This window comes from Paraglaciecola aestuariivivens (genome assembly GCF_052983255.1).
Map to the genome: position 1 here is coordinate 239,795 of NZ_JBRKBA010000002.1, position 20,703 is coordinate 260,497.

Below are 20,703 nucleotides of genomic sequence, written 5' to 3' on the forward strand. Positions count from 1 at the left end.
GTCACCTCTAGTACCATGCACACCATTTATATTAGTGTCGGCAGTAATGTAGATAAAGAAAAGCACACTAAAGCTGGCCTAGATGGCATGCATAAAGTGTTTGGATCTTTAGATATGTCCTCGGTGTACGAAAGCGAGTCAGTCGGTTTTGATGGCAATAATTTTTATAATTTAGTGGTTAAAGCGCAAACTAGCATGTCTATAGAGGAAGTCTGCCGGGTCTTAAAGCAAATTGAGCAAGATAATAAGCGTCAACGAGGAGAGCAAAAGTTTGCACCTCGTACCCTAGATTTAGATTTATTACTCTACGATCAGTTGGTCACTGAAGTTCCTGTTGAATTGCCTAGGGCAGAAGTGTTGTACAACGCTTTTGTGCTAAAACCCTTAGCTGAATTAGCCGCCCAAGAATTACACCCTATTATGTGCAAGACCTATGCGGATTTATGGCAAGAATACGATAAAAGCCAACAAAACTTATGGCCAATAGCATTCGAGTGGAGTCCTAAGTAAGCATGACTATCTTCGAAATTATTATCTTGGCTATTATTCAAGGGCTCACCGAGTTTTTGCCCATTTCTAGCTCTGCTCATTTAATCTTGCCGTCTAAAGTTTTAGGTTGGAAAGACCAAGGCTTGGCTTTTGACGTGGCTGTACATGTGGGCAGTTTGTTGGCTGTGATGATTTATTTTCGCCAAGATATTCAAGACTTAACCCAGGCTTGGTTTAAACAAGGTTTTAGAAAGCAACAATCAAACGAAAGCCGTTTGGCCTGGTGGGTGATTATAGGCACCATTCCCGCAGTATTATTGGGCTTTGCTTTTAAAGACTTTATTGAACTTTATGCGCGTTCAGCTTTGGTGATAGCCACCACTACTATCGGCTTTGGATTACTGTTGTGGTATGCAGATCACACCGCCAAGCAAACTAAAAGTATAGATAATCTTAATTGGAAACAGGTGTTATTTATTGGCTTAGCTCAAGCCATAGCGGTAATACCGGGTAGCTCGCGATCTGGCCTAACTATGACAGCTGGCCTATTAATGGGGCTTAATCGCCAAAATGCTGCGCGTTTTTCTTTTTTGTTATCTATTCCAGTGATTTTAGGGGCGGGCACTTTAGCCACCATTGACTTAGTACAAGCAGGCCTAATAGTAGACTGGTATGCATTGATATTAGGTGCTGGGTTTTCCTTTGTAAGTGCATATGCCTGTATCTATTTGTTTTTGGCTTGGATTGAACGCATTGGCATGCTGCCTTTTGTAATCTATCGTTTGATCTTAGGGGCATTGTTACTGCTATTTGTGTTTTATTGATTTAAAAGGAGACGACATGAGTGATACGATTTTTACCAAAATTATCAACAAAGAAATTCCGGCTGAGATTTTATACGAAGATGAATTAGCCTTAGCCTTTAAAGATATTAATCCACAAGCGCCCATACATTTTTTAGTGATCCCCAAAAAGCCTATAGGCACAATCAATGATATACAGCCAGAAGATAAAGCTGTGGTGGGTCACTTATATTGGGTGGCTGCCCAGTTAGCTGATAAGTTAAATTTTGCCGATGACGGATATCGAGCAGTGATGAACTGTAATGACCATGGTGGGCAGACTGTGTATCACATTCATTTGCATGTTTTGGCCGGCAAACCTTTAGGTTGGCCGCCTTACCAAGAAACCCTTAAAGTAAAATAAAGCCTATAGGTATTGGGCTATTACACAGCCCAATACCTAAGCTTGGTGCTTGTGAGCTTAAAGTCCTAGAACCTTAACCCCTTGTTTAAAATCAATATCCACTGGAATATCAGCAGCAGTTAACTTATCTAGATCTTGTTGTAACTGGGCTTTAATTACCCCTTTATCTGCCACTAATTCAGCCACGCCTGCATAATCACCGTCACCTTGTAAGGTCAGAATTTTATTGGATAAAGCATCAATTGCTTCACCCATTTTTTGCATATCGACTTGATAAAACCCTTGTTCATTTCGGCTAAAAGCTTGATGTTCTTTGAAAAAGTTAAACCTAATCATATTGGCTTTACCGTGCGCACTAGAAGCACCAAAACGCACAGAGCGGAATATTCCGGCCATAAAGGTTACGTAGTAGTCTTCTAACATGCCTTCATCAATCACACCTTTAGCTAATAATTGCTGCACCATATATAAACCTAAAATATCAGCTTTGCCTTCTTCTAAGGCCGATGCATGTTCTTTTAAGGCTTGTCTAACTGTTTGCTGGCTATTTAATACAGACTTAATACCTAAGCCGTGCGCCACTTCATGGAACATAGTGTTAGCAAAAAATGCGGTAAAGGTAATGTGCTTGCGTTGTTCTGGCACAATCAACTGCTCTGCTATAGGCAATAAAATATTGTCGAATTTAGCACGCATAGCATTTTTTAGTTGTAACCTGCGAGTGCCCTTTTGTAATTGCACTTCTTCGTCGTTAGGCAAGTTAATGGCTATAGTTTTGCTGCCAGCATTTGAGTGACCAGCATAATAAATTACATCATAGGCATTGAGGTCTGCGTTGGCGCCTGGCATTTGCGCTTTATAAGGAGCGGCAACAGGCAGTCCTTTTTGTAGCTCAGGTAAATAAGACGCATATTTGCTTAAGCGCTCGCTCCAAGATAGATCTTTTAATAAAACGTAAGACTCAAAGGCTGCGCGGTATCCATAAAGTTGATCTTCGTAGGTTTCGATAGGGCCGTAAACTAATTCAATTGGATTGGTTTTCATATCCATCCAAGCAAAATCAGAGGCTTGATAATCGTCGGTTAGTAATGCTTGGGCTCGCATATTTAGGTAATTAGCAAAGCTTTGATCGTCAGCTAGCTTGGCTGCTTTTTTTAATAAACTGGCGGCTTGAGTTAACTCTTCGGCAAAATATTCAGAATAGGGAATAGCCACCAATTGGCCAGCTTCGTTGCGGCGAACCATAGAATACAAGCCGTCTTTGTCGGCAAAGTCACTGGCTTCAAATTCTGCTTTAGTCATATCAGCAGGATAAAACTGCGCCCCTAGGTTTTTTTCTGGAGTATGACTTAAAAACACTTGGTCGCCTTGCAGTCTATCCCATGGCCCATAGTTAATTTCAGCGAATTTTCTGGTATTGGTATCAGCTATACTGGCTAAAAAGCTGGCTTTGTTATCTCCAAAAGCTTGGCGCCAAAACAAATCATCCATAATCTTGGAGGCTTCAATTAACACTTTTAACATTTCACCTTGATTTGGGCTTAAATGTGTTAAATCTGCGGTTAGGGTAACAGGGTGATATATATCTAGCCTGTTTTTAAACTCAGCAAGGAGTTCAGGTGCTGCTTGAGTTTCTGGTTTTGCGCTAGTGGCGCTAGTTTGTTGATCTGCCGGTGTGCAAGATATGGTTAAAGTGGTAAAAGCTGCGATTGATAGCAACAAAAAAGTTGCGTGGAAATTACGTTTCATGGTGTACCTTTATTTGGGGTTTATCACGTGATCTACTGAAATATAACAAATTTTTCGTATTTAATACTGCTTTCATTGCTAGATAGATTTAAAAAATATGCTAGCATTTAGGTACTTCAATTTGACACTGTTTGATTAGTTCAAAAACCAACTTGAATAATGTTTTAATCGAGCTCGTTAATTCGGTGAAGATCATTACTTTAAGTTTAACTGTTATGACGGAATACAGGTAAATACATGGCCACAGAAAATGCGCTTCTCACCATTTTGGTTGAAAAAACCAACAACGATACCTTAGTACTACCCACACTTCCGGCTATTGCGCTGAAAGTTAGACGAGCTGCTGACGATCCAAATATCAACCTTAATGCAATGGCTGATGTGATAGGACATGATCCTTCGTTAAGTGCACGTATGATAAAAATTTCTAATAGCGCTTATTTAGGCCGTACCGTTAAAGTTACTTCTACCCAACAAGCTGTAACTCGAATTGGCTTAGTACAAATAAAAAATATCGCTACTGCTTTGGCCATGGAACAACTATTTGTGTCTAAAAACGCAGTAGTTAAGCAATACATGGAAAAAATTTGGAACGACACTGTTAATGTAGTGGCTTGTTCAATGGCGGCACTAGACACGCACGTTAAGTTGACTAAAAACCGTGTGTTGACGCTAGAAACTCTTATGCTTGCGTCTTTGATGCATAATATTGGAGTTTTACCCATTTTAACCGAAGCTGAGCGTCATGAAGAAGTGTTTGCTAACCCAACATTCTTAGATGTAGCGATAGAAAAACTATCTGGCAAAATTGGTGCTGGCATCATGAAAGAATGGGGCTTTGAACCAGAATTTATTGATGTGGCTTTGCATTGGAAAGATATGTCTGTGCAGTCAGATAAAATAACTTATGTGGACTTTGTGCGACTAGGGGCAGCGTTAAGCGGCAACTTTGAAGAACATAAAGAACAAGTGTTCGAAATCGCGGTTAAAAAAGGCATAGTAGATGATATCTCTAAGTTTTTAACCGACGAATTCGCCGACTTAAAAGCCAATACTAAACAACTTTTTAGCTAAGCGATGTAACTTATAAAGTATCAAAGGCAATGCAAGGCATTGCCTTTTTTTATGCTTAGTGATTTAGAGCATATTTATTGGTTACTAAGATCGCTAAAGTTGGAAATGGAAAGCTAATAATGCATTAATGAGTTGTATCATTGACCATAAGTATGACTTTACTGAGAAAGCGGTCGTTGCCCCCTCCCGTTTATCCCCCGTCATTCCTTCGGAGGAAGGAATCTCCTGCAACATCTGTGAAGTCAAAAAAGTATGTTGTTTCCAGAGTTAAAATGGATTAAAGCTCACTCCTATCATACTGATTTACAGAACTTAAATTGCTTGTACGGTAACTATTAGTGGGTTCCCTCCTCCGAGGGAATGACGTGTAATATCTTCAATATCTGCGCCGTCGGCGAGATGTAATATCTTAGATATCCTCAAAGACCGCTTACTGCTAAAAGCTCCAAATGCTTAGTAACAAAAAGTTTAGTTAAGAGCCTTAGTAAGACACCCAAAGAAACAAACTCCCCAAAAAATTTAGCGAAATTAACAAGTATAAAATCCTGCTGCATTTAAGGTAGGTTGATTTTAAAAGTTAGAAAGTTTCAATTTTAGGCATGAGAAAGGCTTAAAATGATTAAATTCATAACCAAACTCAAATTACAGGCAAAGCAGTGAAGCGCATGTTATGCAAAAGGTCACTCTAAGATGTCCGGTAACTTAGCAGAAATAAGTGCCGCTAAACTAATAAAAGTAAAAGAGATTGCGAGGCAGGCAGCTAATCCGTATAACTGAAACACCCAGCCTGATATTACCGTCCCAATCAAACGCCCCATAGCATTTGCCATGTAGTAAAAACCGACATCTAATGAAACGCCATCGGCATCTGCCATGCTTACAATCAAGTAACTGTGCAGTGATGAATTAATTGCGAATAATGCGCCAAATACCATTAACCCAGCAATGAGTACCGTTTTAACTTCCCAGCTAAAGTATAATGATAAGGCAATGCCTAGTGTCACTAATGCCAACAAGCTTGCCCATTTTACCGTTTCAGTGGCAGGAGAAACGCCATCTTTGAAGTTGATTAGCTTAGGAGCCATTGATTGCGCAATACCATAACCAATCACCCAAAGCGCCAAGAACCCACCTACAGTCCAATGATCCCATTCAAAGGCTTGTGACAAAAATACTGGCAGTGCAACCACAAACCAGACATCTCGTGCTCCAAACAAGAATAATCGGGCGGCTGACAATATATTGATTGAACGACTCTTTGAGAAAATATCAGTAAACTTAGGTTTGTTCTTGGCTTTACCTAAGTCGCTTTTTAAGGCATAAAGGCTGTAACACCAAACAAGTCCTAACACACCTGCCATCAGTAACATTGCACCTTTAAAAGAAAGCAAGGTTAACAGTAAGCCGCCTAAGAAAAATCCAACGCCTTTAAGGGCATTCTTAGAGCCTGTTAATACCGCAACCCATTTAAACAAAGTACCTTCTTGTCCGGCAGCAACCAACATCTTAATTGAGCTTTTAGCGCTCATTTTATTTAAGTCTTTGGCAATGCCCGAAAGTGCTTGAGCAATCATTACATACACGACTGTTAACCATTCAGCCGGAACAGCTAACATTAACAGAGCGATAATTTGAATGGCTAAGCCTATGTTCATGGTTTTATTTAGCCCTAAACGAGCCCCTAAGAAACCGCCAACTAAATTAGTGACAACGCCAAAGATTTCATAAAACAAGAACAGCATCGCGATGTTAAGGGGGCTATAACCTAACGCATGGAAATGCAGCACGACTAACATGCGTAGTGCGCCATCTGTTAAGGTAAATGCCCAATAATTACCTGTTACAACAAGGTATTGCTTAATATCGTCTGATAATGATGCCAAGCGCTTCATGGTGTTATATTACCCTTTAATTGATGAACCAACTTTACGGGCAAGCTCAGCTGTTCTATTGGCGTATCCCCATTCGTTGTCATACCATGCGTATAACTTAAGCTGGGTGCCGTTAACGACCATTGTTGATAGCGCATCGACTATGCTAGAACGTGGGTCGGTTTTGTAATCGATAGACACAAGGGGCTTTTCTTCATAGCCAAGAATGCCTTTTAATTCGCCCTCAGCCGCTTCTTTCATCCAAGCGTTAATTTCGGCTTCCGTTGTTGGGCGCTCAAGCTCAAATACGCAGTCAGTAATTGATGCGTTCGCCAATGGTACACGCACCGCATGACCATTCAGTTTGCCTTTTAACTCTGGAAAAATATGAGTGATTGCTGTTGCCGAACCTGTAGTGGTTGGAATAAGGCTCATGCCACAGGCACGCGCTCTACGTAAATCTTTATGCGGTGCATCTAAAATAGTCTGAGTATTGGTAATATCGTGGATGGTGGTCATTGAACCATGTTTGATGCCAATTTTATCCAGCAAAACCTTCACTACTGGTGCTAAGCAATTGGTGGTGCAAGACGCAGCCGTTACAATTGAGTGTTTATTTACATCATACAGGTGGTCGTTAACCCCCATAACCACATTGAGCACACCATCTTCTTTTACGGGGGCAGTTACGACTACTTTTTTCACCCCTTGATCTAAGTATGCTTGCAGCAACTCAGTTTTCTTCATCTTACCTGAGGCTTCAATGACTAAATCACATTCAGACCAATCGGTATCGTTGATCGCTTTGTTTTGCGTCACACGAATGGCTTGACCACCTATGATCACATTATTGTCATCATGAGCGACATCATATGGCCAAGTGCCATGCACAGAGTCATACTTTAATAAATGCGCCAGCGTTTCTGCGTTGCCTGCAGGGTCGTTGATTTGCACAAACTCAATGTCTTGCCAACCCATAGCAGCTCTAAGTGTTAAACGCCCCATACGACCAAAACCGTTAATACCAATTTTAATTGCCATTGTTAAGCTCCTACTTTTTGAAACTCGTTAAAAAAAGAAAGTTGTACAGGATGAGTAAGCGCTTTAGGGCGTACTTTCTGCACTTGATTAATAATTTCTGACTTGTCGTAACCTAGCTCATACATGAGTACTCCAATGACTAAGCCAGTCCGACCAGAGCCGCCTTTACAATGTACGGCAATGGTGCCTTGATTACGTAAAATAGCTAAGATGTCATTAAGGTGAGATTTGAACGCTGTAGCAAAGTCTTCATTAGGTGCATCGTCATCTAAAATAGGTAACTGAAACCATTTAATACTTTGTGCCTCACATACTTGAGGAAGTGCTTCGGCTTGATTTTTCTTCATTTCTGCATCGTACATCAGCGTGACAATTGCTTGTGCTCCAGCGGCTTTTAATTGTTTGAGCGATGTTGTTAAGTCAACATCCTTGGTTCCGGGGCAGGGGGTAAAGATAAAGCTTGCGCCATTATTAAGTGTCAGTTTGTCATATGGGTGAGATTGCATAAGAATCCTTTAAATTATTCGTTAAACCAATGTTTTGTTCGGTTCACAATCGCTACCAGAGATAGCATGACGGGAACTTCAACTAGAACTCCAACTACGGTCGCCAATGCAGCGCCTGAATGTAAGCCAAAAAGGGAGATCGCCACTGCAACTGCCATTTCAAAGAAATTAGATGTACCAATTAAACTGGCAGGTGCTGCAATCTTGTGTTTTAGCTTAAGCTTGAGTGCTACTAGATAAGCGATAATGAAGATGCCATAGGATTGAAGTATGAGTGGAACCGCGATTAATCCAATATTTAACGGTTGCTCTAAAATGGTATTAGCCTGAAACCCGAATAACAGTGCTACTGTCGCTAATAGGCCGATGACAGAAAACGGTTTTAATTTCTCTAATAAGATCGTGATAGCCGCTTCATCACGGCCTGAAGCATTTAAACGCTTTCGAGTCAGTATCCCCGCAATTAAAGGAAGTAATACATATAAAATAACCGAGATGATCAACGTTCTCCAAGGTACGTGAATATCAGTCATCCCCAGCAATAACCCTGCAATTGGCGCAAATGCAAATATCATGATGATGTCGTTAACCGATACCTGAACCAAGGTATAATTGGCATCACCTTTGGTTAATTGCGACCAGACGAATACCATTGCGGTACAAGGTGCTACTCCAAGTAAAATCATACCTGCAATGTATTCTTGTGCAGTTTCAGGTGAAACAAAGTCGACAAATAGTCCTTCAAAGAACAGCCAACCTAATGCTGCCATGGAGAACGGTTTGATAAGCCAGTTGATCACTAAAGTTAACACTAAAGCTAGTGGATTTTTGCCGACTTCTTTAATGGTTGAAAAGTCTACCTGAACCATCATTGGATAGATCATTACCCAAATGAAAACAGCAACAATCACATTAACATAAGCGACTTCAAGCTTTGCAATAGTCTCAAAAAGAGGTGGGTAAACAAAGCCCATTGTGATGCCAGCGACAATTGATATCGCAACCCAAACAGTTAAATAACGTTCAAAAGTTCCCATCGTCAGATACTTTAATTACAGCAGCTTGCTAAACGAGTAGGGCGATCACCCATAGCATTTAATCTGGCTAGTTCTTTTTTAATGAAAATAGGTTCATTTACCACTGTTGAAGTAATAGTTTGTTTCATCCACTCTGGTAGTGTTGGATTGATTGAGTAAAACACCCATTTTTGGTGTTTTCTGTCAGATAAAATGCCAGTTTTTCGAAGCTGAGCTAGGTGACGTGATACTTTGGGCTGACTCTCTTCATCCAAAGCTGTCATCAATTCACAGACACAGACTTCACCCTCAACAGCTATTATTAGTAAGGATTTCAAACGAATATCGTCAGCGAGCGCTTTATAGAAAGTAGTAGGTGTTATCGGGGCAGGCTTTTGCTTTTCCTGAATCAACAAGAACAATTTTATCCGCTCGTTCAGCTCTTGCAGTGTCTTCTCAAACGGGTTGGCATCTCTGCGAGTGCGAGGTTCTGGAAAATCCCAAGCAAGACAGTTAGTGCCGTTGACTCGGCCATCGCACTCTTTTGCCGCTTTCTCACACAGTGTAATAACAAAATCGAAATGAATATTGCTAACTTCATGAAGGTGTTTTGAGCGTAAGCCATCGATACGTAACCCAAAGTGCTCAATAGCTGACAATGTGCGGCTATCAACACTAGATGGCTCAGTACCCGCGCTGTAAACCTCGTACTCGCCTTTTCCATGATGTTTTAATAACGCTTCAGCCATGATAGACCTAGCCGAATTTTCTGTGCATAAGAAGAGAACTTTCATGAGTCGTCATATAATATTTTTCTTATATAATAAATTTGTTATGTATTGGGTGCAACAGATATTTATTGAAAATAAGACTTCAAACTAATGCTATTGAGAGGCTGAACAACTAATGCCAAAAATCCAGTTTGGCTTTTGGCGAGCTATACCCTAGTTCTATGCGAGTAAGCTCTAATGTCAGTTATTTGGGTTTTATTAATTGTTAAAGTAAGTGTTGGTGTCAAAGAAGCAGCAAGCAGAGATCTGCAGTCAAGTATGGAATGAGGTTTTTGCGTTCAGAAGAGAAGCTCCCCAATCAATTTAGGAATGAGGGAACAGCAACCGAACACCTGCTTTGGCAGGTGTGTCAGTTTAGTTCTGGTTAGTAGATTTAAGACTACTCTTGAGGATCTAAAGCAAAAATTTCCTGCAACCGCTTGGCAAAGCGCACCACTTCTCCCGACATTAAGGCAAAGTTAGCGTCCATTCTGGCGAGCATTTGGTCTTTAGGAATATCATCGTTTTGTTCTCTGATGACATCAGTGAACTTAACCTTTTTGATGCTTAGGTCTTCTTGGATCACGGCACTGAATGTTTCACTCCATTCAACCGCAATTTTTTGTACGGCTTTGCCTGCTTCTAGGTGCTGGATAATTTCTTCGCTGTACAAGTCTTGATTTTTACATCTAATGATAGCGCCTTCATCTTCTAGGGCTCTTAATTCAGCTTCTTCTAGTACTTGTATATCAGCAGGGGCGGCATCATCTTTTATCCATGTGGTTAGCTCGGCTTGAACTGATTGTCTGGCTAATGGCACTACAGGTAAGCTACCAATAGCTTTGCGCAACATAGCCAAAAAGGCTTCGGCTTTGCCATCTGCCGATGAATCCACCACTACTAGGTTATCTTGAGTAGAAATAAAACCGTGGGTAAAACTATTTTTAGTAAAGGCCTGTGGCAATAGACGATGAATAATTTCTTGTTTGAGATCTTGTTGCGCTTTTTTACCAACAGGTGAGCCAGTTTCTGCTTCAATTAAAGCTACTTTGTCGGCAAGTTCGGCGTTTACCACAGCAGCAGGTAAAATACGTTCTTGTTTTTTTAGGGTTAACCACACCTTGCCGGCTGCACTGTGCAATAAAGCTTTGCCTTCGTTAAAGGGTGAAGCCCAGCCCATAGTTGCAAGCTCTTGGCTGCCACAAGGGCGAAATTTAAACTCAGCTAATTTGCTTTCAATGTCATCTTCTGCAAATTCTAGATCTTGGGTAATTGAGTAAAGCTTTAGGTTTTTAAACCACATAGAATTGTCCGATATCTGAAGAGGTGCAGAGATGCACCATTAAAAATGGGGGTAGAGACTAGCAGAATTTTACTTAAACTGGGATAGTAATTTTATATTGCAGACCCATTTCTGGCTGACTAAATACTTCTATTTCACCACCTAAAGTTTGGGTAACTAAGTTGTACATTATGTGAGTGCCTAAACCGCTACCACCTTTACCTCTACGAGTGGTGAAAAACGCATCAAAGTGTTTTTCTAAGGTGCCTTCGTCTAAACCCCTACCATCATCTGAGTAATTAATAATTAGGTTGTTGTCTTGTTGAGATATGACTACTTTAATTGCACCTTTGGTTTTGTTGTCAAAACCATGAATTAACGAATTCATTATCATGTTAGTTAATATTTGCGCTAACACCCCAGGTGCACATTTAATAGTTAGGTCATCTGGACATTGAATATCAATGGTATGTTGGGTCTTTTTAAAGTTTGGTGCTAAAGATTGCACCACTTCACTTAAGTATTCACTAACATTAATTTCACGCTCTGCTTCGCTGGTTTGATCGACTGCCACTTGTTTAAAGCTAGAAATCAATTCAGACGCGCGATTCAGGTTGTTGGTCAACAAGTTAATGGTTTGCTGAGCCTCAGATAAAAATGAGCTCATAGTGCTGCCCGTAAGAGTTTTTTCGTCGTAAGCAGTTTGTAATTTCTGCACTCTATCTTGTAAAAAACTGGTGGCGGTAACACTCACCCCTAATGGGGTATTTACATCATGGGCAATGCCTGCCACTAATCCACCTAAAGATGCCATTCTTTCTGATTCTACTAACTGATCTTTGGCTAATTGAATGGTTTCCATTGAGGCCGCGAGTTCAGAGTTTCTTTTGCGTAATTCGTCTTCAATAAATTGGCGGTTTTCGTTTTCTTGGCGTAATTCTCTTTGGTTAATTAGTAGTTCATCTTTTTGCTGTTCAAGATCCAGCATGATCTTGCTTAAAGTGGCAGTCTTTTTGGCCACTTCTTCTTCGAGTGAAATATTTTGATCATCAAGGCGACGATTGGCTTCTTTTAATTCATTTTGGGTCCCAGACAACTTAGATTGAAACTCAATCATTTCATCAATTAATTTGTTGTAGGAGGTTTCTAGCAGCTTAAGCTCGTTGTTATCTTCTATGTTTAAATCAAGTTTAGAAGATTCTGGATCGTCTAAATTAAAATCGGTAATTTGTTGGGTTAATTCGTTGAGCGGATTAGTCAACATAGTTCTAAAGGCGCTCATAAACAAAAACACTAAAAACGCGGTTTTTACTATGGCGTTACCAATTAAGAAAAATATCCCAACTTCAATACGCCCCAAAATAATGTCTGAGCTAGAGTATAAAGTGACGTCGCCCACCAAAGAAGTTCGGCCAGAAAATTCAAATATCAGTGGAAAACTATAACCAAAAGTGCCGCCTTCATGATCTCTCACAACTCCTTTGGTAATGGATTCACTGACTAATTGAGAGGTACGGCCTAGGTCGGCAATATAGTTACTGTTTTCATCACGGATTTGCACCCCTTCAACTATGGGCAACTCCATTAAACCACCGGCAATAGACTTAGCTTGGGGAGTATTTAATTCCCAAATTGCCCGGGTTAAACTGGTACTAAAGGTATTTTTAAGGGTACGTAATTCGCCTTCGATATGACTTTTAGCATTTAGATATTCGGTAAAAATCTGCCCAATAGTGACCACAAAAGTTAAGACAAAATAAACAGAAAGTACTCTGGCGAGCAGTTTTTTTGATAACCCTTGTTTTACTTTAGACATTTATTACCAAATATTGATTAGTATGTGAGCATAATTAAGAATATGCGGAATCAAAAAAATAAACAAGACACCCACATCAAGCCAAGTCAAAAAACCTTTTTGCCATATAAATCAGGCTTAAAATGTTATCTTTAATAAAAGTGTCACAATTAGCCTGAATAATCAAAGTGCAAATAGTTGTATAACGGAAGATAAAAATGGCAAAAAGAATATTATTAGTTGAGGATGAAGCCCCTATTCGTGACATGTTAACCTTTGTGTTAGAGCAATCAGGTTTTCAGACAATAGAAGCCGCAGATTTTGATGTTGCACTTGAGAAAATTATTGAACCTTTCCCAGATCTAATTTTATTGGATTGGATGCTACCCGGTGGTTCTGGTGTGCAATTAGCGAAAAAGCTAAAGCAACACGAATACGCCAGAGATATTCCAATTATTATGTTAACTGCCAGAGGTGAAGAAGAAGATAAAATTCGAGGGTTAGAGGCTGGCGCAGATGATTACGTCACCAAACCATTTTCGCCTAAGGAATTAGTGGCAAGGGTAAAAGCTGTGATCAGACGAGTCACACCTACCTCAAGCGACGATGCTATAGAATACCAAGGCTTAAAGTTAGATCCGGTTTCACATAGGGTGTCATCTAAAGAGCAGCCTGTAGATATGGGGCCTACCGAATTTAAGTTATTGCACTTCTTTATGACCCATGCTGAACGGGTATATAGTAGAGAGCAATTATTAGATAATGTATGGGGAACAAATGTGTATGTAGAAGATAGAACTGTTGACGTACATATTCGACGATTACGCAAAGCCCTTTCTGAATTTGGCCACGATCCTATGATCCAAACGGTCAGAGGAGCGGGGTATCGTTTCTCAAGTAAAATTTAACGCAAATGAGACATACCTAAAATGAAGCCAGCCTTAATTTGGCTTATGAGTTTAGCCAGAGTGCTAACAGTCTTGGTAATCAGCGCTTTAATTGGCCTGTATACCCATCAGCTAGAGTTAGCTCTGTTGTTGGGTGTCAGCAGCATCCTCTGTGTACACTACTGGCATATTTATAAGCTGAATTTTTGGTTAACCCAAAGCAAAAAGATCTCGCCGCCTAAAACTGCGGGCATTTGGTCGCATATTTTTCAAAATATCCATCAGCTAAATCTGCAAAACCGCAATAAACGAAAAAGCTTGGGCGAAGCGCTGCGTCGTTATTATTTAGGCTCAGAAGCATTACCCGATGCCACAGTAGTGCTAGGAGCCAAAGGCGAAGTGAAGTGGTGTAATAGGCTGGCTAGAATTGAGTTAGGATTAAATTGGCCTCAAGATGAAGGCAAAAAAATAACCGAGTTATTATCTATTTCAAGCTTTACTGAATACTTTATTGGTCAAGGATTTGATTTACCTTTAGAAATCACCTCGCCTATTAACCCAGATAAAATTTTAGAATTTAGAGCCGTGCCTTACGCTGAGCAATACACTATCTTGCTTGCGCGAGATGTGACTAGGCTGACCCAAATTGAAAAAATGCGAAAAGATTTTGTGGCCAATGTTTCGCACGAATTAAAAACCCCTTTAACTGTAATAAGTGGCTACTTAGAAATGTTGCCAGAAGATGGCAAGGTTCCTGAAGCGCTAATGAGTAAAGCCATTCACGAAATGCGCAGTCAATCGTTACGTATGCAATCGTTAATTGAAGAGTTATTGGAGTTGTCGCGTATCGAAGCAAGTGCCGAACGGGCTTTCGAGAAACTAGTCAATGTCCCCCAGTTAATTTGGCAAATTCAGGCTGAAGCCGAAGCCTTAAATCGTGATAAACAACATAAGCTGTTTTTTGATATTTCACCAATTTTGTATGTTTACGGAATTGAAAGTGAACTAAGAAGTGCTTTTTCTAATTTAATTTTTAACGCCATTCATTATACCCCCGCCAAAGGGGTGATAGAGGTGAAATGGGGCCTAGAAGGTAAACAAGTTAAGTTTAGTGTAAAAGATAACGGTGATGGCATTGCACCTGAGCACCTCGAAAGATTAACCGAACGCTTTTATCGGGTAGATAAAGCCCGCTCCCGCCAAACCGGAGGATCTGGATTAGGTTTAGCCATAGTTAAACATGTGTTATCTCATCATAACTCATCATTGCAGATAACAAGCCGAGTCGGTAAAGGCTCAACTTTTTCATGCAGTTTCTCCCCCGAGATGACTTATATAGTCGACACCCATCTCGATCCCTATTAAACACATTTTTTTACAAAGTAATTTTCTTCACCAACCAAGGCGTTAATTGCCATAGAGCGTATCTGTTGAGGTTTTTGGCAGACTTTTGCTTTAACACCTAGCTCTAGGGCTTTACCTTTTGCTTTTAAACGGTAATCTGTATAAAAATGCAGCGACTTGCTAGAGGTACAGGTGAAGGATAAAAGTGAGCTATTGCAGCAACTTAAATTAGATAAACAAGAGATTCAAGAAAGCCAAGGTTTGTCGGTGTGGTTAGTCTTGTTGTTATTAGTATTGAGCATAGGACTAACCTATTGGTTTACCCTCAAATTTGCTGCCAAGCCCTCACCCCAAAAGGTGGTAACCCAAGCCAGTAAGCCCCCCACCACTGCCCCTGAAACAGCAGCAACTAACACGCCAGTTGAAGCCAGCGACACTATCTTAAATTCATCTGGTTATATTACCGCCAGACGAATGGCAACGGTTTCTTCTGAAGTCATGGGGCTGATCACCCAAGTGAATGTAGAAGAGGGTATGGAAGTCGCACAAGGGCAAATATTAGCTAACTTAGATAGCAGTTTAGCTGTGGTGAATTTGGATTATGCGCAGGCCCAATTGGCGGTACTTAAAGCTAGGCAAAAAGCCATAAGTGTCAATCTTGAAGAAGCGCAAAAACATTATCAGCGGGTGATCAACAATCCTTATTCGAGTGAGGCTGAAAAAACCAGCAGTTTTGCTAACCAACAAAGCTTGATGGCCAATTTAGAAAGTGCCGAGGCCGATATGGACTTGGCCAAAATTGAGATCCGCCGACAACAAGAGCGTTTAGATGATCATACTATTCGAGCGCCATTTGCCGGAGTCGTGACTCAAAAAAACGCTCAACCAGGAGAAATTGTGGCGCCTTCATCTGCAGGAGGCGGATTTACGCGTACTGGCATTTGTACCATAGTAGATATGAGCTCTTTGGAGATAGAAGTGGATGTGAATGAGTCTTTTATTGGGCGAATTTATCCAGGTCAAAAAGTTAAAGCATCTTTAGATGCTTACCCTAATTGGGATGTACCTGCGTCTGTCATTGCAATTATTCCTACCGCAGATCGAGCTAAAGCCACTGTACAAGTGCGAATTAAAATTGAGATTGAAGACAGCAGAATATTGCCCGATATGGGAGTCAAAGTTGGGTTTTTAAAAGACTAAAAATTGCCAATGCATAACTAAGGAAAACGCCTTATGAGCCAGAAAAATTTATTTGAGTTAAGCCAAGTTGCCAAACGATTCACTAAAGGCAAAGAGACCATCAGCATTTTTAGTGACTTAAATATGCAGATCCAAGAAGGTGACTTTCTGGCCATAATGGGGCCGTCTGGCTCAGGCAAAACCACCTTGTTAAATTTATTAGGTGGGGTAGACCAACCCACAGAAGGGCAAATTACCTTTGATGGGCAGCGCATTGATAATCTCAGCGAAAGCCAACTGGCTAAATGGCGGGCTAACAATATTGGTTTTATTTTTCAGTTTTATAATTTAATGCCTATGTTAAACGCGGCGCGTAATGTTGAATTGCCTTTGTTGTTAACTAACTTGAGTCGTAGCGAAAGGAAAAAACAAGTAAACATAGCGTTAGAATTAGTGGGCTTGAGCGACAGGGCAAAACATATGCCCAGTGAAATGTCGGGTGGTCAACAACAAAGGGTGGCCATTGCACGAGCTGTGGTTTCTGATCCTAAGTTTTTGTTATGTGACGAACCCACTGGGGATCTAGACAGACAAACCGCAGATGAAATTTTAGAAACCTTGCAGTTATTAAATCGAAAGTTTGGCAAAACTATTGTTATGGTTACGCACGATCCATCTGCCGCCAAATATGCCAAACGTACAGTGCACTTAAATAAAGGAGAGTTTGTTCAAGAACAGGAGCTAACTCAATGAAAGACTTATATCTAGTCTATAAAAATTTAACCCGCAAAAAGATGCGCCTGTTTTTAACTACCTTTGCCATTTTTATCGCCTTTTTAATTTTTGGCGCCATTATGACTTTACGCGGCGCATTAAACTCTGGGGTAGAAATGTCGGCAGATAATCGCTTAGTGGTGGTGCACAAAACCAATTTCACTAATCCTTTACCCTATGCCTATGTCAATAAAACAAAAATGGTAGAAGGGGTTAAAGATGTGACCCATGCCAATTGGTTTGGCGGTTATTACCAACAACCGGCCAATCAAGTGGTAACTTTTGCCGTCGATCCAGAAACTTATTTAGAGGTTTACCCTGAACTTGTGGTTAGCCCCGAACAACGTCAAGCTTGGTTAAGCGATCAGTCGAGTATTTTGGTGGGGGAACGAATTGCTACTGCCAATGGTTGGAAGGTGGGTGATCAAATTCCTTTGTCCTCTAATATCTTTTCTCACAAAGACGGAGGACAAACCTGGGACTTTAAAATTGCTGGGATCTTCAAGGGCGAGCAAGAAAAAGTCGATACCAGTTATTTGTTATTTCACTATAAATATTTTAACGAAACCCAATCTTGGGGAGGGGACAATATTGGTTGGTTAATTTTAACCACTGAAAACGCCGAGTTAAATGAAAGTGTGGCTAAGGCCATAGACAATAACTTTGCCAACTCTAATGCCGAAACCGAAACCAGTACCGAGCAAGCCTTTAACAAAGCCTTTATCGAACAAATTGGCAACATAGGATTAATTATCTTTGGGGTAGTATTTATGGCCTTTTTCACTATTTTAATAGTAGTGGGAAATACCATGGTACTGGCCATAAGAGAGCGCACCAGTGAAATTGCGGTACTTAAAACGTTAGGTTTTGCCTCGTCACGAATTTTTAAAATGGTCTTGTTAGAGTCATGTCTACTGGCTTTTGTTGGTGGAGGCTTAGGTTTATTAGGGGCTTATATCATAGTGCAGGGAGCGTCCGAAAACTTAGCCAGGTTTTTACCCAATTTAGTGTTAGATCAAAGCATAGTTTTGCAAGCATTTGGGTATATGTTACTGCTAGGTTTAATCACCGGCATAGCCCCTGCCTACAGTGCCTTACGTCTAAATATTATTACTGCATTTAACAGGGGTTAAGCATGAGCCATATTTTATCTCAAAGTCGTGCCGTTATTGCCATGAATATTCGCAGTCTGCCTAGACGCATGTGGATGTCTTTGGCTATGGTGTTTGCTAGCGCGGTTGTGGTGGCAATTTTATTGGCCTTTTTAGCTATGTCTAAGGGGTTTGAAGCCACTATGCAAAGCGCTGGCTCTGACAATGTTGCATTTTTTATGCGTACGGGTTCAGCCGCCGAGCTCAACAGTTCTGTTTCTAGAGAGCAAGTGAATATCATCGAAAATGCGCCAGGCATAATCAAAGACGACCAAGGACCAATGGTGTCACCCGAACTATATGTGATAGTTGATGGGGTTAAAAAAAGCACACAACAAGAAGCTAATATTCCTCTTAGAGGTTTAAGTCAGCCGGGCATAGATATGCGTAAAGGTTTTACCTTAACCGCTGGCCGTATGTTTAGCCCAGGTACAGACGAACTCATAGTAGGCGAAGGCATATTAAGGGAGTTTGATGGCTTTGAATTAGGGCAAGAGCTGCGCTTTGGTAAATATACTTGGAAAGTAGTAGGAGTGTTTAGTACAGGGGGCAACGTGTTTGAAAGTGAACTTTGGGCCGATGCTAAGGTGATTCAAAATCTGTATAACCGCGGCAGTTCCTATCAAAGTGTAAGAGCACAAATAGGCTCAAGCGACGATATAGCTGGCATTGCTGAATACCTCAAGTCTGAACCTAGGCTCACTCACGAAGTACAAACCGAGTCGGCCTACTTTTCGGCGCAAGGAAAAAGCCTTGAATATATGGCTATGTTTGGTTGGGTGATTAGTTCGATCATGGCCTTAGGGGCTTTAGCTGGTGCACTGAATACTATGTATACCTCGGTTTCAGATCGCGCCATGGAAATTGCTACCTTAAGGGCCATAGGTTTTAGTTCTATGTCTGCTTTTATTGGCACTATGGTTGAAGCTATGACCCTAGCCGCATTGGGAAGTTTAGTTGGGTCTTTAGCTGCCTTTATTTTTTTTGACGGCATGAATGCTTCTACTTTAGGGGGAAGCTTTACCCAAGTGGTGTTTAGTTTTCAGCTTACTCCAGAGTTATTTAAACAAGGCATTAGTATGGCCTTAATCATAGGTTTTATTAGTGGGGTGTTTCCTGCATGGCGAGCTGCAAGAGTGCCGGTTATAGTGGCCTTTCAAACGGCTAGGTAAGTCAGTTTAGGTCAAGTTAAAAGCTAATAAAAAGTCGAGCTATTAAGCTCGGCTTTTTTACTTTGTGAGCCTATTCAATATGTTATCTTATTGGCCTAAAATTTTAGGTAAATCTCTTAACCTTTAGTGTGTGAATATAAAAATGGTAGTTGTTAATGAAAAAAATCTTAAGCTTTAAAGGCATTGGCCTTGGATTTTTACTGGTGGTCTTAGTGTTATTGGTGATCTACCAAAAAAATTTAGTGCGTTTGTACACAGCAGTGACCTTGTACGACCAAGATAAAATTGCGCATAACTTTTTAACTATGTATCAGTCATTTAATGCCACCACTATTGCTGCCAGCACTCAACCTAAGGTGTTTGCCCAAGCTTTGCAGCCTTTGCCTAAATCTTTTGATTTTAATCAGCAGCCTATGTCTTTAATGGGGTTTCTTGAAGATACCCAAACCACCGGCTTGTTGGTGTTAAAAGATGGCAAGATAGTGTACGAAAACTATTGGTTAGGTCACGCCCAAGATAAACAACATATTTCTTTTTCGGTGGCCAAGTCTTTTGTGTCGGCATTAATAGGTATCGCCATTGAAGAAGGGCATATTAATAGTATTGAAGAGGTGGTGAGCGATTATGTACCTGAGCTAATGGGTTCAGGATATGAAGGTGTGCGGATCAAAGATGTATTGCAAATGTCGTCTGGAGTTAGGTTTAACGAGGACTATGGCGATTTTAATTCTGACATAAACCGTTTTTCTCGTGCCACAGCTTTTGGCACCTCTTTAGATGATTTTAGTGCGTCTTTAACACGAGCACGCGAGCCAGGCACCTACCATCATTATGTGAGTATCGATACCCAAGTATTAGGTATGTTGCTAACCCGCGCCACAGGTAAAAGTTTAACCCAATATATTTCTGAAAAGCTTTGGCAACCACTAGGTATGGAATATCCAGCCTATTGGTTGGCAGATGATGACGGCATGGAGTTAGCGTTAGGTGGGCTCAATGTAACTTTAAGAGACTACGCTAAACTTGGATGGTTATATTTAAACCAAGGGCAGTGGCAAAACGCTCAAGGGCAAATGCAACAAGTGGTACCTAAGCAGTGGGTTATTGATTCGGTCACGCCAGACGCGCCCCATTTAGTGCCGGGTGCAGACAATCCTTTATCTAGTTCGAGTTTTGGTTATGGTTATCAATGGTGGTTGCCAATTGATGCAGATGATGAATTTTCTGCTCAAGGTATATACGACCAATATATTTATGTAGACCCAGATCAAGCCCTAGTGATAGTCAAAAATTCAGCTAACTATAGATTTACCGATAAAAGTTACCAATGGAATGCTAAGCACTACGCTATGTTTAGAGCGATAGCTAAGCATGTTAAATAAAATTAAAACATTTAA

Annotated in this window: 19 protein-coding genes; 11 read left to right on the forward strand and 8 right to left on the reverse strand. The window is 40.6% G+C overall.

Annotated features, from left to right (window positions below; all coding sequences use genetic code 11):
• Window positions 1-15 precede the first annotated feature (15 nt).
• Genes folK through ACVCDT_RS04070 form a run of 3 tightly spaced genes read left to right on the forward strand, consistent with a single transcriptional unit; the run spans window position 16 to window position 1,695 of the window.
• Window positions 16-510, forward strand: a complete 495-nt coding sequence (gene folK, locus ACVCDT_RS04060) for a 2-amino-4-hydroxy-6-hydroxymethyldihydropteridine diphosphokinase (RefSeq protein WP_447131673.1) — start codon at window positions 16-18, stop codon at window positions 508-510.
• A 2-nt stretch (window positions 511-512) separates the two neighbouring features.
• The gene (locus tag ACVCDT_RS04065; protein WP_447131474.1) at window positions 513-1,313 is read left to right on the forward strand and encodes an undecaprenyl-diphosphate phosphatase; all 801 of its coding nucleotides are present in this window, start codon (window positions 513-515) and stop codon (window positions 1,311-1,313) included.
• A gap of 16 nt (window positions 1,314-1,329) precedes the next feature.
• A complete protein-coding gene (locus ACVCDT_RS04070; RefSeq protein ID WP_447131475.1) occupies window positions 1,330-1,695 on the forward strand; it encodes a histidine triad nucleotide-binding protein in 366 nt (121 codons plus the stop codon).
• Window positions 1,696-1,752: 57 nt separating this feature from the next.
• Here the strand turns inward: ACVCDT_RS04070 and ACVCDT_RS04075 are convergent, their stop codons facing one another.
• Window positions 1,753-3,444: a dipeptidyl-peptidase 3 family protein gene (locus ACVCDT_RS04075; RefSeq protein ID WP_447131476.1), complete on the reverse strand. Its 1,692-nt coding sequence runs from the start codon at window positions 3,442-3,444 to the stop codon at window positions 1,753-1,755.
• Between the two features lie 237 nt (window positions 3,445-3,681).
• Here ACVCDT_RS04075 and ACVCDT_RS04080 point away from each other — a divergent pair, with 237 nt between their 5' ends.
• Window positions 3,682-4,518 (forward strand): HDOD domain-containing protein, encoded by an 837-nt coding sequence (locus ACVCDT_RS04080; RefSeq protein ID WP_447131477.1) that lies wholly within the window; start codon window positions 3,682-3,684, stop codon window positions 4,516-4,518.
• Window positions 4,519-5,198: 680 nt separating this feature from the next.
• Here the strand turns inward: ACVCDT_RS04080 and arsJ are convergent.
• The 7 genes from arsJ to ACVCDT_RS04115 all read right to left on the reverse strand — a co-directional run bounded on the left by arsJ (window position 5,199) and on the right by ACVCDT_RS04115 (window position 12,820).
• Window positions 5,199-6,410, reverse strand: coding sequence for an organoarsenical effux MFS transporter ArsJ (gene arsJ, locus ACVCDT_RS04085; RefSeq protein ID WP_447131478.1), 1,212 nt, complete (start codon window positions 6,408-6,410; stop codon window positions 5,199-5,201).
• 9 nt (window positions 6,411-6,419) lie between these two features.
• Window positions 6,420-7,430: an ArsJ-associated glyceraldehyde-3-phosphate dehydrogenase gene (locus ACVCDT_RS04090; protein WP_447131479.1), complete on the reverse strand. Its 1,011-nt coding sequence runs from the start codon at window positions 7,428-7,430 to the stop codon at window positions 6,420-6,422.
• A gap of 2 nt (window positions 7,431-7,432) precedes the next feature.
• Window positions 7,433-7,936, reverse strand: a complete 504-nt coding sequence (locus ACVCDT_RS04095) for a phosphatase domain-containing protein (protein ID WP_447131480.1) — start codon at window positions 7,934-7,936, stop codon at window positions 7,433-7,435.
• Window positions 7,937-7,950: 14 nt separating this feature from the next.
• On the reverse strand, window positions 7,951-8,973 hold the full coding sequence (gene arsB / locus ACVCDT_RS04100) for an ACR3 family arsenite efflux transporter (RefSeq protein ID WP_447131481.1): 1,023 nt from the start codon (window positions 8,971-8,973) through the stop codon (window positions 7,951-7,953).
• A gap of 11 nt (window positions 8,974-8,984) precedes the next feature.
• On the reverse strand, window positions 8,985-9,746 hold the full coding sequence (locus tag ACVCDT_RS04105) for a metalloregulator ArsR/SmtB family transcription factor (RefSeq protein WP_447131482.1): 762 nt from the start codon (window positions 9,744-9,746) through the stop codon (window positions 8,985-8,987).
• Between the two features lie 376 nt (window positions 9,747-10,122).
• On the reverse strand, window positions 10,123-11,025 hold the full coding sequence (gene rdgC, locus ACVCDT_RS04110) for a recombination-associated protein RdgC (protein ID WP_447131483.1): 903 nt from the start codon (window positions 11,023-11,025) through the stop codon (window positions 10,123-10,125).
• A 73-nt stretch (window positions 11,026-11,098) separates the two neighbouring features.
• Entirely contained in the window at window positions 11,099-12,820 is a 1,722-nt protein-coding gene (locus tag ACVCDT_RS04115; RefSeq protein WP_447131484.1) for a sensor histidine kinase, read from the reverse strand.
• A 197-nt stretch (window positions 12,821-13,017) separates the two neighbouring features.
• Here ACVCDT_RS04115 and phoB point away from each other — a divergent pair, with 197 nt between their 5' ends.
• From phoB to ACVCDT_RS04150, 7 genes are all read left to right on the forward strand, one after another.
• On the forward strand, window positions 13,018-13,707 hold the full coding sequence (phoB, locus tag ACVCDT_RS04120) for a phosphate regulon transcriptional regulator PhoB (RefSeq protein WP_447131485.1): 690 nt from the start codon (window positions 13,018-13,020) through the stop codon (window positions 13,705-13,707).
• Window positions 13,708-13,728: 21 nt separating this feature from the next.
• Window positions 13,729-15,051, forward strand: a complete 1,323-nt coding sequence (gene phoR / locus ACVCDT_RS04125) for a phosphate regulon sensor histidine kinase PhoR (protein ID WP_447131486.1) — start codon at window positions 13,729-13,731, stop codon at window positions 15,049-15,051.
• 171 nt (window positions 15,052-15,222) lie between these two features.
• Window positions 15,223-16,230: an efflux RND transporter periplasmic adaptor subunit gene (locus ACVCDT_RS04130; RefSeq protein ID WP_447131487.1), complete on the forward strand. Its 1,008-nt coding sequence runs from the start codon at window positions 15,223-15,225 to the stop codon at window positions 16,228-16,230.
• A gap of 33 nt (window positions 16,231-16,263) precedes the next feature.
• Complete coding sequence (locus tag ACVCDT_RS04135) at window positions 16,264-16,962, forward strand: ABC transporter ATP-binding protein (RefSeq protein ID WP_447131488.1); 699 nt, start codon at window positions 16,264-16,266, stop codon at window positions 16,960-16,962.
• The gene (locus ACVCDT_RS04140; protein ID WP_447131489.1) at window positions 16,959-18,116 is read left to right on the forward strand and encodes an ABC transporter permease; all 1,158 of its coding nucleotides are present in this window, start codon (window positions 16,959-16,961) and stop codon (window positions 18,114-18,116) included. The genes ACVCDT_RS04135 and ACVCDT_RS04140 overlap by 4 nt, the downstream gene beginning before the upstream one ends.
• A gap of 2 nt (window positions 18,117-18,118) precedes the next feature.
• Window positions 18,119-19,306, forward strand: coding sequence for an ABC transporter permease (locus ACVCDT_RS04145; RefSeq protein WP_447131490.1), 1,188 nt, complete (start codon window positions 18,119-18,121; stop codon window positions 19,304-19,306).
• 155 nt (window positions 19,307-19,461) lie between these two features.
• Window positions 19,462-20,688, forward strand: a complete 1,227-nt coding sequence (locus tag ACVCDT_RS04150) for a serine hydrolase domain-containing protein (RefSeq protein WP_447131491.1) — start codon at window positions 19,462-19,464, stop codon at window positions 20,686-20,688.
• Window positions 20,689-20,703: the final 15 nt, after the last annotated feature.